Consider the following 17,247-nt stretch of genomic DNA (forward strand, 5'->3'; position numbering starts at 1 on the left):
AATTTGCTAACGTAAAAAATGACACTATTAACAGAACCATTAACGTGTATTAAGCATCCCAAATAACTCATACAACAGCTATGGCTTATCCGTTATGTGAGTGTCAATATCGCAAAATTTACTGATTTTTTATGACGGGTTTACACGCTCTCTTCTTCAGCCATTGCAACTGCTGCTAAGGCTTCTGCATATGGATGCGCTTCGATGACCTTTGATACAATTTGCTGCCATGCTTCAAGCTCAGGCGTGCCTTCAATTCGCTGACCGAACACACTAAAGATACTGACGCCGTGACCATCAAAACCTTCTATACAAGTCACGATGCCATCTTTGGTTGGGCGCTTAACGCTCCACACTTGCGCCAATGCTTTGTCTTTTAAATGCAGCGTAAAGTCATTATGGTCTTTATCTAAAATATTAAACCAATCGCCCATGCGCTTGAGTGTCTGTACCGTTCCTGTCTGAATCTGCACCAGACCACTATTACCAACAAATATCATAATCGGACATTTGGCATCACGGGCCTGCGTAAATACCGCTTCGACCGCGCTAATATCAAGCTGCTGCGTCATCTGCTTTGGTGCTTGACGGTAGCTACTAGCACGATCGATATCGAGATTTTTTAATAATGAATGAAACTGATGCACATCCGTCATCGCCTGCCAGCCTTGCTGTAACTGCGTACGCTCCTCTTCACTTAATGCCTTGTAACGCCAGTCATTACGTGGCTCTTGTGCCTCTAACGTCAGCGTCTCATTATTCACCGTTTGCTGCTGCTCCTGAATCATCGCTTGCCAGCGTGCAATAGTCTCAGCGCTTAACTCTCGTAGATAGACTTTGTCGATAGCAGCACCTTGGGCGTTATAGAACTGAATACTATAAGAGGGCTTATCCGCGCGGCTGGTATCCGTTACCGCCAGCATATGCCGCCATTGCCACATAAAGAATCGCAAATCTAGACCACCAACATTGAGTGCCAATCCCATCTTTTCGCCAAGCTTAAGATTATGATATGGCGCGGTTTTTTCATGCACGGCTAGCTCGTTTCTGACAATGCTTTCCATTTCACCAAAGTTCTCAAATTGCTTTAATACAGCTTTGCACTGATCACCCATATACTGGCTATAAGGCGAGGCTAACATCAGTTCAAACTCGCTGATGCCTAGCGCAGCCGCTCCTTCTGTGGGAAATAGCATCGGTGTTTTTGCTTTTAATGCTTGGTATTGTTGCCACAGCTCAGTATTTTTTTTGGTTAACGATAGCGGTTGACTCATGATGGTCTCCATAAAATGAATAGCAGTAAAAAAGCCAATGATCTTGGCTATGTAGTATTGAGATATGAATATCTTCAGAAAATAGCAGAGACGATGACTATGATTGATATTTGATAAAACCAATGCCTGCTGTACTACAGTGCTTGCAATGATGCAGCAAGGATGTATTTATCAAGCAGGCTGTTAGCAATTATCGCTGCTAGTTCATCATTTATAATTTTGTCTCTAGGCTTCGGACGAAATCATTATGGCAACATTTTTTCACTTTGTAAATAATAATAATTATCATTTACATCTTGATAATTGTTATCGTTTAAAATACTATATCTGGGCTTTGTTACTTAATCTATTGAATCAAGTAACCAAACCTTTAATAATTAATACTATGAAAAGGTCGCTTTAGATCGCTATTTTTGTAGCAAAAGGTCTTTAAGCAGCGTGACTTTCTTACTTTCTCTTTTTACGATGGCTGTTTTATTTATGTCAATTTTAGCGTTTGATTTATCGTTGACTCATACGGGACTAAACACCCATCCCTCACCGCTGCGTCGTAGCCCATTAGCCATAAGTGTGGCATTAGCCTTGTTTGCATTTACGTCAGTTTCAGTCCAAGCAGCGCCAATTTTCTCAGAGACGAATGGTGATATGACTAACGATGCAGCCATGCCGAGCACACGTTTAGACCCTATCGTGGTAACGGCGACTCGCTCTGAGCGCGCTTTAAGTGATGCGCCAGTTGCCCTGCAAGTACTCAGTCGCCAGCAGCTCGATGACAACCATGCTCATACTTTGAAAGAAGCGCTGGCCTTGTTGCCCAATGTCTACTTACGTGAAGTCCACGGCAAGACAGGTTACGAAGTCAGCATGCAAGGCTTCACAGGTGATCAAGTATTGGTGTTGATTGACGGTTTACCGATTACGGCAAGCACTGGCTCGACAGTAAACTTGAATCAATATATGAATATGGATATTGAGCAAATAGAAGTGGTGCAGGGAGCGGCATCAGCGCAGTTTGGTAGCGCGGCGATGGGCGGCGTCATTAATATCATCACCAAACCCATTGGCGCGGCAACAGGACATATCACCACCGAGATTGCCAGCAATGGGCAGCAAAATCCATCTGGTAAAAAGCTAGATGCCAATAAGCGCTATGTAGAAGCCAGCGTGGAAGGGGCGTTAGATAAAAACCAGCGCTTTCACGCACGTCTATCAGGCTCGTATCTGGACAATGATGGTTTGAGCTTAGATCATGAAGCGTGGCCCAGATTAAAAGATGCCAGCGAGCAATCACAAGTCAGTGCCCGCCTCAGCTACCGCCCTGACGGTAACAACACATCAGGTAATAACAATGACCACAACGATAGCCGACTGGTCAAAAATTCTCAATATTGGCTAGAAGCCAGCCAATATAAAGAAGACGATATTAGTCGCTTTAATTACTATGTCGCGCCGCGCTATTTGGCACAGCAAAGAGATGAGCACATCACCAAGCAGCGCTTTAGTATCGGTGCACGCGCTGATATCGCGCCGCATGTCGATGATCGCAGCAAGACTTATCGATTGTCCGCTCAAGCGCTGCATGAGGAATATCAAAGTGCATCCAATACTAAAACACAGCAAGCCATTACTAGTGCCCGTGATACAGAGATTAGTACGACGTTGGCACAAGCCCAGCTCGATCTACCTGAGCTATTGCTATCCGATAAGCACCTTCATCTTATCCAAGTCGGCGGTCAGGTTCAGCAAGACAAGTTAAGCCAAACGAAAAACCAAGTCAGCGAGCTCATCAGCGATGACGTCAGCCGTGATGTCGGTGAGCTGTATCTACAAGATGATTGGCTGATTGGCGATAACTGGGAAGTGTTGAGCGGTATTCGCTATCAAAACGATGAAGACTTTGGTGGTCATACAGCGCCAAAAGTATCACTCAAATACAACCATTTGGATGCCAGCGGTCGTGACCATGTCTTTCGTAGCAGTATTGGCAGTGGTTATCGCGTGCCCAATCTAAAAGAACGCTACTACGTCTTTGACCATAGCAATTTGGGTTATAAAGTCATGGGCAATCCTGACTTGCAGCCTGAAACCTCAACCAGTTACCAGATCGGCTATCAAGGTCAGCTGAGCGACACCATGAATTTGACGGTTAATGGTTTTTATAACGAGATAGATGACCTGATTCAGACCGATGAAGACAATGCGAGCTTTGAGGGAAATATCGCCATTTATAAATATATGAACGTCGATAGTGCCAAAACCTATGGCGGCGATATTGGCATTGACTGGCAAGTGGACGAGCGCGCCAAACTACAAGCCAGCTACGCTTACCTCAAGACGCATAACAATGTGACGGATACCGAGCTGACTTATAAACCCAATCACAAAGCGATGCTGGCACTAGATTATCGGATTAATGACAAATTACAGCTGATCCCGCGCCTCAATTATGAATCCAAACAGCTGATTAGTACCAGCGAGCAAGCGTATTCACCGTCTTGGTGGACGCTCGATAGCAAGCTCAATTATGACGCAACTGCAAACTTAAGCTTGTATGCAGCGATTAATAATATCTTTGATGTGCAGCGTGATGTCACCGATACCAGTGACTACCGTCCCATTGATAATCGTGAGTGGTTACTTGGCGCCAGCTACCATTGGTAAGCCTTTGATTCCCAATCATTCTAAAGCAAGTGTATTTGTACCGCTATTTTCACCCTTATTTTGTACCCTCTATCTGAAACCACAACCTTCAAGGAAGCTGATATGACCCCAATTATCCCAACAGTTCACACCAAGCCGACCAAATTGGCATTACTGTTTAGTGGCAGTATTTTAGCACTCAGCATGACTGGTTGCGGTGGCGGCGGTGATGGTACCAGTAATGACAGTAACAGTAATGGTGGCATTACCCCGCCTGTGAGCAATGCCAGCTTTAGCGAAACAGCTACTTGGCAAGTCACCAATCTAGCGCCTGATACTGCAACCTGTTATGACTTTGATGCCAAAGCTGAAAGCTCGTGTGCTGAGGATAAGTGGGATATCAAGTTTGATAACCAAGCGCGTTCGGTCAAGCTTTGGTCAAATAGCGGTGATTCTGGCGCAGGTAAAGGCGGCGTTTTTGGTTTAATCGATTGGTCAGATCTGAGTCGTTATAGCAATGCAACTCAAGATCCTGATACCAGTCGTGATATTACCATGCACTACAATGAAGACCGTAGTGGCGGTATTTTTGATGCACAGCCTTGGTTTGAATACAATTTAAAAGACAACCATCAGCTCTACCCGAACAATCGTGTCTATCTTGTCACCACAGATAATAGCAGCGCCATGACAGACAGCAGCGTCCAGCAGCCTATTTATGCCATGCAGATTACCAACTACTATAATAATGCTGGAACCTCGGGCTACCCTACTCTGCGCTGGATTGATACGGCGCTACCGAATAAGGTACAGACGAAAACTATCGATGCCTCAAACAATGATAACTGGGTCTATTTTGATCTAACCACAGGACAAAGTAGCGCCGATAAAAACAGTACTTGGCAGATTGGCTTTAAGCGTAATAGCGTCATTTTAAATGGTGGCGATTCTGCTATCGGCACTCATAAAGGCAAAGTTGGTGGCTTCTTATCAAAAACACCAATAGGGTATTATGATGATAAAGGTGAGCCCATTGTCAGCAAGTTTATAACCGATGGTAGTGCGGCGACTTTAACCGACCTTACCAACACCGCTGTGTACGATAAACCGATAAGTGCCAGAAGCTGGGTCATTGATAGTAAAGGCTCGGATCTCAACCCTGCTTATACGGGTAATTTCCCGAACCTAGACTTTGGCTGGTATACCTACAATGGCATGACCCATCAACTAAATGCCAAAGCGGTTGACAGCGCTCAAGGCGCGCTCATTAGATCCGCTGAAGGCAATAGCTATGCCCGCGTGCGTTTGGATAAAATCAATTACCCTGATAGCTCAGCGACGACTGCGACCTCATGGGAATTTAAAATAGACATTCAGCCTGCTCCTTAACACTCTACTGTTCGACTTTAGCTCGCCCAACCCATTTTTGTAAGCTATCAAACCTTACAAAAATAGGTTGGGCGATAACGTTTATACACAGTTTAAGAGTCACCACTGCCAATTATTACAAGAAAGCTATTAGTCATTCGATAACACCAGTCCTTTTATGATTGTAAATAAATTAACCTATGGTATATTATAGGAATAAAAATCTAGGTGATATTAATAATCATTAACATTTGAATGTTTTATGCTTATTAACTATTATAGTTCCATCTTACCTTTAATCAGCAGTCAATCATTTTAAAAAAAATTTTGCTGAATAATTATTTGAATTTTAGCTTGGATGACATCTTATGGCTCAACCACTTACTCAGTACGATTTCGACAAAACACCGCTCGACATGGCTGACAAAGCCCAGTTTATGAGTCATGTCAATGAAGAGCATCAAGATGAACTCGCGATGTTTATCAATGCCTTTACTACCACAGCAGTGAGTGAGCACGAGATCGCCTCGATAACAGAGCTGTATACTGATGGGATACTAATGGATGTCACAACCGCCCATCATGACTACGATACCTTAACAAACAGCAGCAAGCTCAGCCGTCAATATTTTATCGATTTTACAGTTCCTATTAGTGACTCTATGACGCTACAAGAGCAATATATAACGCTACTGCAAACATCTGCCAATAAGCTTGGCAAGCGCACGATTAAGCTTCAAGAACAGCGTTTTACGGTCATTAATGGCTATTATGCCAGCCCCAATATGTATCGACTGCTGGTAACCGCACCCGATAGTACGCCACTCTCTCATCCGGGCTACGCGTATTTGTTTGAGCTGGATGCGGACGGTCTATCTGCTACAAAGCACCAGCCCAAAGATAGCAACAAACCTTTGCAGCGCTACTATACCTTGCGAAAAGCATGGCGAGATTCGAGCAGCTCGTCCGTCCAAGCGTGGATAGACGTTTATACTCATGGCGATACGGCAGGAGGCAATTGGGTGCGCGCGCTTGACTGTGGCACTCAAATCAAAACAGTACGTGAATATCCAGAGAAAATAGAACATCTCAGCACTGGTCAGTGCTTACTCATCTGTGATGAAACCTCCTTGCCTACAGTGGCCAATCTATTGGAAAACTGGCAGAATCCATTGCCGCCCCTCGTCATTGCCATCATTAATGATCCAGACGATATCCGTTATCTACATACCCTAGCGCTCAGTAATCAACTACGCCATGAGGCGCATTTTTTGCAAGATAATGTGTGCCAGCTGGTTAATACCCCAACAACTAATATTACTGAGCAAATAATGGCATTATTAAATACACAATTTGCGCGACTGCCTGTCAAAATTGACAAAGTATGGGGCGCACTGGAAGCAGCGGATATCAAATCATTACGACAGCAACTAAAGGCAAATCTTGGATTATCACGTCAAGATATGGTCATTAAAGTTTATTGGCGTGCGCAATAATCATTATGTTTTTTATAAGTGGCATTTTTTATAAACAGCAAGCATTTAATAAGTAGCAAACATTTAGTCATAAACAGAAAGCATTTAGCCACTTACCAACCACTTGTGCTGACTGCTAAATTGAGCGATTAGCAATCTTTGCTGCTGGTATAGCGCGACTAATCAACATAGCGTGACTGACCAACTTTAGACGACTTACTACTTTGCCTAACGAAAACGTACACTTAATACGATAAAAATATATTGAGATTTAATCCAGTAATATATTGTAATGAAAATGATTATCATTATAATAAGTATTTAATCTTATGTGCTGGAAATATTCATGCAACTGTCTCGCTTATACTCTGCTTTATTTCGCCCTACTCTATTGAATATGTCTCGCCATCCCTTGTCATTAAAATCACTGTGCTCATCTTGTCTGTCCACATCGGTAATACTACTGGGTGCAAGCCAAGCCGCGTGGGCACAAACAGATTTAAATGCTGACGCTCAATCTGATATCCCAAGCGTGGTACTCGATGAGATTGTCGTGACCAGTAGTGCTGATGCATCAGCCGATGGGTTGCCAGATGCCTATGAAGGTGGTCAAGTAGCGACAGGAAGCCGTGTCGGAATCTTGGGCAATCAAGATATCATGGATACGCCGTTCTCCACTACCTCATATACCAATGAGTATATCGGCAATCAACAAGCCCAAAGTGTGGGCGACCTGCTCAAAAAAGACCCGACTGTTCGTGTCGCTAGAGGCTTTGGCAACTTTCAAGAAGCGTACTTTATGCGCGGCTTTGTCACAACCTCTGACGACACCATGTATAACGGTCTATACGGCATATTGCCAAGGCAGTATATCGCTACTGAATTGTTTGAGCGTGTTGAGGTTCAGCGCGGGGCATCCGCCATGCTCAATGGCGCAGCACCCAGTGGTGGTAACGCCGGTGGTACGATTAACCTGCTGCCCAAACGAGCTGGCAATGACCCGCTACGTAAGGTGACACTCGGTTATGGTCAGGGCGATCAAGGCAAAGTTGCCGTAGACGTCAGTGATCGCTTTGGTACTAATGATGCGTTTGGCGTTCGCTTTAATGCCGCTTATCAAGATGGCGACAGCGCGATTGATGATGAATCTTCAACACTGGGTCTGGCAGCGTTAGGATTAGATTATAGAGGCGATCAATATCGACTATCAGCTGATTTGGGCTGGCAAGACAATAAGCTTAAAGAAACTCGTCCTAGTGTCACACTTGCTGGTGTTTCTAGAGTACCAAAAGCACCAGACGGCTCAAAGAATTGGGCGCAGCCTTGGACGTATTCAGATGAAGAAGATGTCTTTGGTACCATTCGAGGAGAATATGATTTTACTGATAATATTACCGCTTATGGTGCTTACGGTGTGCGAAGTGGTGAGGAAGAAAACTCACTGGCCAATCTAACCGTCAACAATGTTGATGGTGCAGGTACGTTTTATCGCTTTGATAATTCTAGAAAAGATTTGGTACAAAGTGCTGAGCTCGGTCTGCGTGGTAAATGGCAAACAGGTGACGTGGCTCATAATTGGGTACTAGCAGCGGATCGCTATGACCAAGAAGAAAAAGGGGCGTTCGCCTATGATTTTGGTAATCAACCCGCAACCAATTTATATCGCCCTATTGACTACGCTGAGGTCCCTTTTACAAGCACAGCAATCTTCGGTGGTAACTTAGACGATCCAAAACTAACCAACGAGAAGCAATTCCAAAGCTTTGCGCTAGCCGATACCATATCATTGTTCGATGACAAACTAAAAACCACTTTAGGCGTGCGTCATCAGAATTTAAAAACCACCAGCTATGATCCTAACACTCAGGCTAAAACGGCTGATTACGATAAAAGCGAGTGGACACCAAGTGTTGGAATTGTCTATCAACCAAGCATGGACTGGTCTGTTTATGGTAACTATATCGAAAGCCTAGCGCCAGGCGCAAGCGCACCTCTGACTAATAATAGTGGTGCTGTCACCAATGGTGGTCAAAATTTAGACCCTTATGTGAGTGAGCAAACTGAGGTTGGTGTTAAGTATGACAATGGTCTGATTGGCAGTAGTTTGGCGGTATTCCGCACCGATGAGCCACGTGCTTATGTCAATGACTCAAATACGTTTACCGCTGCTGGAGAAAATCGCCATCAAGGGGTAGAATTGACTGTATTTGGTAGCCCGAGCGAAAACATGCGCTTCAATGCTGGTGTTACTTACTTAAATGCTGAGCAAAAAAACACGGGCGATGTGACGTTCGACGGCAACCGAGTCATCGGACTGCCCACGCTACAAAGCAACGTCAACCTAGAATATGATTTAGCAGCAGTTGAAGGATTAACGGTGACCGGCGATATCATTCACACAGGCGCACGTTATGCCGATGCTGCTAACAGCTTAAAAGTTGACGGTTATACCACATTAGATCTAGGTGCTCGCTATAAAACCATGCTCGCTGGACAAGACGTGACGCTAAAAGGAGTAGTTACTAATATTACTGGTGAAGACTATTGGCAATCAGTGGGTGGTTATGCGGGTGCTGGATACTTAAATGCCAGTGAGCCTACTGCCCTAAAAGTATCAGCGACTTTCGACTTTTAAGACATGCAGATTAAACCACGTTTATAAGACTTAGATAAAAGGGATTAGGCACCACCTACTCCCTTTTATGCCATCAAAAATACGCAAAAAACCATTCTATTATTGAGCCATTATGTCCTCTCACGCCACCGTTTCTTTATATCAGATGATTTGGGCACACTATCGCCTGCCCTTTCTTAAAGTTATTTTCCTTAATTTGGTAAATGCGGCGGTCAGTGTGGGCATCATTGCCTATATCAATCACACCTTTATCAGTCAGCCTGTTTTTAATACCTTATCGTGGGCAAGTTTGGGTCAATTTTCAGCTTTGGTGGTGCTGCTGTTAGTCACGACCTTCGTATCACAATATGCACTGACCCGTTTAGGGCATCAGTTCGTCTACGAGCTTAGAACCAAGCTGGTCAAACAAATCATCGACACCAAAGTTCCGCAAATAGACCATTTGGGTAGCGCACGGTTACTCGCCAGCTTATCCTCAGATATTCAATCAATTACCGTCGCCTTTGTGCGTATGCCAGAGCTGGTGCAAGGCGTTATTTTATCGGTTGGTGTCGCCCTTTATTTAGGCTGGTTGTCGCTGCCATTATTATTGATTGTCATGTTTTGGATTGCGATGACGATTTGGATAAGCACCATTTTAGTGAAGCATGTCTATACTCATTTAAGAGATCTCAGAGAGATCAATGATCGTTTATATGAGGACTATCAATCCATTATAGATGGTCGCAAAGAGCTGGCGCTTAATCAACACCGCGCTGAAAAACTCTATAAAAATAATTTCTTAAATCATGCCAAGTCTTATCAAAATCGAGTGATTAAATCGGATACCTATCATTTATCCGCCGTGAATTGGTCGAATATTATGATGTTCGCAGCCATTGGTGTGGTGTTTGCCGTGTCAAATTATCTTGCTATTCCAATGGGTATTGCCACCACTTTCTCTTTAACCATTCTATTCATGCAATCACCCATCCTCCATGCCGTCGGCGCGTATCCGACCTTACAAACGGCACAAGTGGCGCTGGATAAAATACAATCGTTGGAATTGGCGGAGTACCAATCAACCTTTACCACGGATATTGTGGTCAACAACTGGCAGTCCATATCATTCAATGATATTGGCTATCGTTATGCAAGTATTGATACCGATGCAAATGAGCTAGTGATCAAAGAAAATGAAAATTCTAGCGATATCCTAAAATCGGTTAACCTCACCTTAAAACGTGGCGATGTGGTGTTTTTAATCGGGGCGAATGGTAGCGGCAAATCTACGCTTGCCAAGATTATCACGGGGATTTTTACCCCTAGCATCGGTGCTATAAAAATAGACAGCCAGCTCGTTGATTCACAGAATAATGCTGATTATCGACAGCTTTTTTCTGCCATTTTTAGCGATCAGCATCTTTTTAAACAGCTGATTGGTAGAGAGGGACAGCAACCCGATGAAGCGCTCGTAAATACATGGCTGCATAAATTGAACTTACAAGATAAAGTCAGCGTGACTAATAACCAATTATCGACAGACAAGCTATCACAAGGACAACGCAAGCGCTTGGCAATGCTCATTGCCGTGGCTGAACAAAAAGACATACTGCTACTCGATGAATGGGCGGCTGACCAAGATCCTGCCTTTCGCCGAGTGTTTTATCAAACACTGATACCTGAACTCAAAGCCTTGGGTAAAACGCTGTTTATCATCAGTCATGATGATGGTTACTTTGAGCATGCAGATCGATTATTACTGATGAAAGAAGGCAGACTTATTGAGTTAAATGCTGAAGAGCGGCAACGTGCCAGTGCCGATGCCATTGCTATGTTGGCGTAAATGCTGGCTTAGTAAAAAATTAATGGCGAACAATAAAAAATCGGGGCATCTTTTAGAAAGTTGCCCCGATTTTATTTAGATAAAAATGACTTTTTGAATGGCTCTCTTATTTTATTTAATTTTAAAATAATAATTTCTGTAAAAATCCAACCCGTGAAATGACTAAGAAATCTAGTAATCCGATAGCGACAATCGCGATGATGGCGGTTGGGAATATGATTGCCACTGCTAACAAAGGAATGGCAAACGGCCACCATATAGAAAAACTGAGACCACGGGCTGGTGGATTTAGTCCAACCTTTTCACTGGCATGACGTGGACGGCGTTGCCACCACATCATGTAACCGCTCACACAAATAGCAATAACCGATAAGCAAAATAGGACATTGACCAATACGCTCCACCATCCAAGCGTCCCCATATGAATAGCAATGCCTGCCGCCATAAATTTACCAAAAGCATTGTAATCATCAAAGCGGATATCTGCCAAAATATTGCCCGAATAACGATCGATATGTACCGTACGATCAGCCATTGGATTTTTCATATCATAGCTCATTGAGTCTTGGCTAATCGTCCAGACGCCCGTACTACCCTGTGGCAGATTTAATTGGTAACGTCCGACAAAACCAATCTCACGGGCAAATCGATCTACGGTATCAATCATAATCGGTATATTGGACTCGATACCATCCTTGCCAGCGACAGTGCCAGATGCTGGCATTGGTGTCAATTCAAGCACCCAAGGCACATCTTTGGTACTATCCGTATTTAGTGCATCACTATGCGTGGGTGCTGTGGCTGGTGTTGCTCCATGAACGTGCGGCGTGGCTTCAGCGTTATTCATATCCATACCAACATGATGTTGACTGTGATCAATGGAAAGCGGTATGGGCGCAACGCCCCATTTGCCCGCAGGAAACTGACTCCATGCCTGTACCATACGCTCGCCCCAGATGCCTGCCCACGCCATGCCTGAAATACAGAAAAACAGTAGCAACACAGATATCCAACTGCCCAATGTCGCATGAATGGTACGTATGAATGAGCGTTTTTTCTTATTATTTACAGCATCATTGGGTATAAGCATGGCTTTTAGTGATTTGCGTTTTTGCCACCACAAATACCAACCCGTTAGAATCATTAAGATGGTTAATGAGGCAGTGGTTTCTTGGATATAATCACCGACTTTGCCCAATAGTAAATCAGCATGAATATCATTAAAGGTATAGTACAGACTACTATTAGTCGGTGTGCTTTTAACGATATCAGCCGTATAAGGATTTACCGCAACCATATTCTCATGGCTGGCTGACTTAACTTGAAACAAGGCAACGGTGTCCGTATCACGAGGCGCGATATATTTCACCAGTGTACTGTTAGGTAAAGTGTTCAACGCATTTTTAGCTTGCGTAGAAATAGGTGTGGTAATTACTACTGTCATCACCGACTCTGGGGTGGTAATGGTGAGGCGATCGTCATCACGACCTGAGATGTTAGACATCAACAGCATGCCAAGTGCGCTGCAAGCTAGGATAATTAGGAAAGGTGCTATAAACATTCCAGCATAAAAATGCCAACGCCATACCGTAAAATAGCGTTGAGTATTGGTTGATTGACTTGTATGTCTGTTCATAAATATGACCTTTAACAATCTTTGGTTGCTCAATGAACGACCTAGACCTATTAATAGTAGTAATAAATCCTGTCTGCCTGTTGATCTAAAAGTTGATTCCAAATAGACGGCTGCATCATACGAGAAAAGCCTTGTAAACACCATTGCTTATAGTCAAAAATTATCGTCATATTAAGGCGTTTCCTCAATTTTCATGTTTGCATCATAGTCATCTTAATGGCTAAAAATGAGGCTACTTCACTCGACATCTACTAAGGACGCTTTGTTTGTAAATTTTTAATGATAATGATAATCATTAATGTTATTATTCCTTTTCTTTCGCTTTCGGCATTTGATAACTTACAAGGAAATATGATGCGTTTTATCTCAACGTCTACATCCATTCGTCAAAAACGTTTAACTCTCGCGGTGCAACTGGGATTGGCAATGGGTTTGAGCCATGCAGCTTATGCTGAGACAATGCCGAATAACATCGAAAACAGTGTTGAGAACGACGTCGATAATGATGTTGGTAATGATGAAACCGTGACACCATCGACCACCTTGGATACCATTACTGTCTATGCCGACAACTACCGCAGTACGGGCACCAAAACAGCGTTAGATCCTAATGATGCGCCCATGAGCTATACGAGAATCGATCAAGCGCTATTGCAAAAACGTCAAGCAGACAGCGTCAATGCAGCGTTACGTTATGAGCCAGGGGTGAGCACTGAGAGTCGCGGTACGGTGTCTATCTTTGATGAATACAATATTCGCGGTTTTAAAACTTACTCCAATTTTTACGATGGATTAAGACTGCCCTACGATGGGGCTTGGAATCTGATGCCGCAAGTCGATATCTACGCAACAGAAGCAGTCGAAATAGTCAAAGGGCCCGCATCCTCACTCTATGGCTATGCATCTCCAGGTGGCATGGTCAATCAAGTCGCCAAAACCCCAAAAAGCACTCAAGCAACTGAGGTACAGTTGCGAGTGGGCAATCAAAACCTAAAAGAAGTGGCGGTCGATACGACAGGACCTATCTCAGACACGCTCAATTATCGTTTGGTGGCGTTAAAACGACAAAAAGATGGGCAGATGCAGACCACAGAAGAAGAGCGCACGCTGATCAATCCGTCACTGCAATGGCAACCGACAAAAGATGTGTCCGTTCTTGCCAATCTGTTTTATCAGGATGATCCAGAAATGGTGCCTTCCACCCCACTGCCTGCCGTTGGCACTGTCTACCATGCCAGCTATGGCAAACTGGGCAGTGACGCCTATGCCGGCGATGAGTGGAATCACTTCAGCAAAGAAGTACTCATGCCGAGTGTCACGGTGAACTGGAACATCAATGATACGCTCACCTTTAAACACATTCTGCGCTATACCGACGCCGACGCGCAGCAGCGTAATATGTACAACAGCGGGTTTGTAAGTGGTAGTGATAAGATACTAAATCGCGTGGCCTACACCACCGATGAGAGCATGAGCAACTGGACCACGGACAACCAGCTTGCCTATAAATTCGATACTGCTAATACTTCACATAACCTACTGTTTGGCGTTGAGTATCAAGAGACAGACAGTACTGCCATTTATTATGATGCTGGGGCAGATGGCACACCAAATCTTGACTTATCCAACCCAGATTTTTCGCAAATTAATGCCGATACTTTGCCTTTAGAGGCTTATCGTCAAAATGAAAACATTGAACAAAGCCAGCTTGGTTTTTATATACAAGATGAAATGAAATGGCAAGATTTGATAGTAGTAGCAGGCTTACGTCATGATAACTTTGATAGTATCACTAAGCAAACCAAGGCTTCTGAAGGTGCCATCTATAGTGATAGAACCATTGACAATGATGCCTCGAAAACCAGTGGTCGTCTCGCAGCTATCTATGACTTTGATAATGGGCTATCTCCTTATGCTAGTTATTCTCAGTCGTTTCAGCCAGTGGTCGGTAGTAACTTTATTACCAATGCGCCATTTAAGCCAACGACTGCCGATCAGCTAGAGGCTGGTGTCAAATATCTCTCTGCCAATCGCGCCACACAAGGAACATTAGCAGTATTTGATATCACTCAAAAAAACGTCGTGGTGGCTGATGAAATCAATTATAGAAGTCAAACACAAACGGGTGAAATTACCTCCAAAGGCTTTGAAGTCTCAGGCAGCCATATGCTTAATGATTGGGTAGATATTGCCGCCAGTTATAGCTATACCTATGCTGAAATTACAGAAGATGAATTCAACCCTGAGGTGGTTGGCAATACCCCTGCGCAAACGGCGAAGCACAAGGCAACATTGTGGGCAGATTATTATGCTACTGACAAGCTCAGTCTCAATGCTGGCGTACGCTATGAAGGCGGTATGCAACTTGATAAGCAAAACTCAGACGAATTACCAAGCGTGACGTTGGTAGACATTGGCGGTAATTATCAAATCAATCCGATGCTCACTGTCGGCGCGAGTATCAACAATCTCTTTGATAAGACCTATGTCGGCGCTTGTTATGATATTAACAATTGCTGGATGGGACCTGAGCGCCAAATGTCCGTCAGCCTAAAAGCCAATTTTTAGGCAATGTAGAACTTACCATTACTAGAGAATATCAATCTTATAGAGTGGTCTCATCTCAAATGATGACCTAAACTATCAAATAGTTAAATGAAGGAAAGTATTAATATGGCAAAACCTACCCCAAGAATGCTAGATGTAATTGGCAGTAAATACCTCACGCCACATATGTGCCGTGTCACGCTTGGCGGTGCTGGACTGACTGATTTTCCGGCAGATCAAGAAAGCGCGTACATTAAGCTGATATTCCCTCAAGGCGATGAGGCTCGACCATTGATGCGCACCTATACCGTCAGCGTTCAACGTGATGACGAAATAGATGTCGATTTTGCGTTGCATGAGACAGAAGGCCCTGCTTCAGCATGGGCACGTAACGCCCAAGTGGGCGAGCAAATATTGGTAGGCGGCCCTGGACCGAAGAAGCTGATTAACAATGAGGCTGATTGGTTTTTATTGATCGGTGATATGACAGCGCTGCCGGCGATTACCGTCAATCTTGCCCAGCTACCTGCTGACGCACGCGGCTATGCAGTCCTTGAGATTACCAATGAAGCAGATAAGCAACTACTCAAGAAGCCAGACAACCTTGACATTCATTGGGTGATAAACACGCATCCAAATGCAGAAACTAGCCCATTACTTGATCGCGTTAAAACGCTTACGTGGCTAGCAGGACAACCTGCTGTTTGGGCAGCTTGCGAGTTCCATAGTATGCGCGCCCTACGCCATTACTTTAAGGTAGATCGCCCAATACCAAAAACGCATTTGTACATATCTAGCTATTGGAAAGTCGATAGTACAGAAGACCAGCATAAAATTGTCAAACGAGAGGATGCCCAAAGTATAGAATGATAAGCAATGACGTTTTGTATTTTTGAACTATTTTGAAAGCGGTTTAAATAATGATTGATAAATTTTGCGTTACTAATCATTACCCCACTGCTTATATATTTTTGTTGGCTAAATAAAAGTATAGTGACAAAATATAGTGACATTGTAGAATATGAGCAGCTGGTGAGCTGCTCATAAAATGTGATCACTACCCTTACAACCCTATCACTTGCATTAAATGCCCTGTCTTGAGATACACTGTAGCTCCTTCAGATCCTGCCTGTATTTGCGCATGCTCACCTGCTGGCAGACGTATCCAGCCGCCGCGCTGATAAACTTGACCCTCATCTATCAACTCACCTGCTAATACCAGTATTTCTGCACCGCCACAGACTGCCTCATTAAACAGTAACTCGCCTGCCTTGATACGCTGCAAACTCACTTGCTCATTATCACCTGAGAATAGAGGACAAACATCACGGCTGCCCTGCTGTTGCCAATGAGCCTTATCTTTAGTATCGATAGCCACATAATGAGGTTCATCAGCTGGCATTTGACGTAGCTTGACGAAAATCACTGCGCCTTCATCACTATAGGGCTTGTGTCCTGAGGTCGGTGGATTGCGCAAATACCAACCTGCTGGGTAATGTTTGTCATCTGCAGAAAAAGTACCTAACAATACTAAAATCTCTTCACCACCCGGATGTAGATGATGCGGAAAATAAGAATTGGGCGCATAGCGTACAAGGCTAGTGGCACGTGCTTTTTCTGCACCCACACGGTCAAGCATCACGCGCTCTACCCTATTTTGTGGTGACTTAATCCACTGGTGTTGCTCAGGTGTAAGGGCAGCGCGGCGAGTAAAGTCTGCATGAATAAGCATAAGCCATGTCCAAAAATAGTATGATGAGATGATCCTTTAGCAAACGTCAGATATGATTATTGAACGTTATCGACAGCTAAAGGCGCAATGATTGCACCTCGCTATTATAAACCTT

10 protein-coding genes are annotated in these 17,247 nt (G+C 43.9%); 7 read left to right on the top strand and 3 right to left on the bottom strand.

Annotated features, from left to right (window positions below; genetic code table 11):
• Positions 1-140: 140 nt before the first annotated feature.
• Positions 141-1,274, bottom strand: coding sequence for a ChuX/HutX family heme-like substrate-binding protein (locus JMW85_RS08725; RefSeq protein WP_201581481.1), 1,134 nt, complete (start codon positions 1,272-1,274; stop codon positions 141-143).
• Positions 1,275-1,754: 480 nt separating this feature from the next.
• Between JMW85_RS08725 and JMW85_RS08730 the strand changes: the two genes are divergently transcribed.
• From JMW85_RS08730 to JMW85_RS08750, 5 genes are all read left to right on the top strand, one after another.
• Complete coding sequence (locus JMW85_RS08730) at positions 1,755-3,935, top strand: TonB-dependent receptor plug domain-containing protein (protein ID WP_201581482.1); 2,181 nt, start codon at positions 1,755-1,757, stop codon at positions 3,933-3,935.
• A 102-nt stretch (positions 3,936-4,037) separates the two neighbouring features.
• On the top strand, positions 4,038-5,303 hold the full coding sequence (locus JMW85_RS08735; protein ID WP_201581483.1) for an HmuY family protein: 1,266 nt from the start codon (positions 4,038-4,040) through the stop codon (positions 5,301-5,303).
• 347 nt (positions 5,304-5,650) lie between these two features.
• Positions 5,651-6,778, top strand: a complete 1,128-nt coding sequence (locus tag JMW85_RS08740; RefSeq protein WP_201581484.1) for a siderophore-interacting protein — start codon at positions 5,651-5,653, stop codon at positions 6,776-6,778.
• A 325-nt stretch (positions 6,779-7,103) separates the two neighbouring features.
• Positions 7,104-9,392 (top strand): TonB-dependent receptor, encoded by a 2,289-nt coding sequence (locus tag JMW85_RS08745; RefSeq protein WP_201581485.1) that lies wholly within the window; start codon positions 7,104-7,106, stop codon positions 9,390-9,392.
• Positions 9,393-9,504: 112 nt separating this feature from the next.
• Positions 9,505-11,217, top strand: coding sequence for a multidrug ABC transporter permease/ATP-binding protein (locus JMW85_RS08750; RefSeq protein WP_201581486.1), 1,713 nt, complete (start codon positions 9,505-9,507; stop codon positions 11,215-11,217).
• Between the two features lie 121 nt (positions 11,218-11,338).
• Here the strand turns inward: JMW85_RS08750 and JMW85_RS08755 are convergent, their stop codons facing one another.
• Positions 11,339-12,853: a PepSY-associated TM helix domain-containing protein gene (locus tag JMW85_RS08755; RefSeq protein WP_201581487.1), complete on the bottom strand. Its 1,515-nt coding sequence runs from the start codon at positions 12,851-12,853 to the stop codon at positions 11,339-11,341.
• Between the two features lie 351 nt (positions 12,854-13,204).
• On the opposite strand from JMW85_RS08755, the gene JMW85_RS08760 reads away from it, so the two are divergent.
• Together JMW85_RS08760 and JMW85_RS08765 are read left to right on the top strand one after the other, a co-directional pair.
• Positions 13,205-15,421 (top strand): TonB-dependent siderophore receptor, encoded by a 2,217-nt coding sequence (locus JMW85_RS08760; protein WP_227681746.1) that lies wholly within the window; start codon positions 13,205-13,207, stop codon positions 15,419-15,421.
• A gap of 105 nt (positions 15,422-15,526) precedes the next feature.
• Entirely contained in the window at positions 15,527-16,270 is a 744-nt protein-coding gene (locus JMW85_RS08765) for a siderophore-interacting protein (protein ID WP_087814186.1), read from the top strand.
• Between the two features lie 193 nt (positions 16,271-16,463).
• On the opposite strand, the gene JMW85_RS08770 is transcribed toward JMW85_RS08765, so the two are convergent.
• Positions 16,464-17,132, bottom strand: a complete 669-nt coding sequence (locus JMW85_RS08770) for a cupin domain-containing protein (protein ID WP_087814187.1) — start codon at positions 17,130-17,132, stop codon at positions 16,464-16,466.
• Positions 17,133-17,247: the final 115 nt, after the last annotated feature.

This window comes from Psychrobacter glacincola (assembly GCF_904846075.1).
Lineage (GTDB): Bacteria > Pseudomonadota > Gammaproteobacteria > Pseudomonadales > Moraxellaceae > Psychrobacter > Psychrobacter glacincola_C.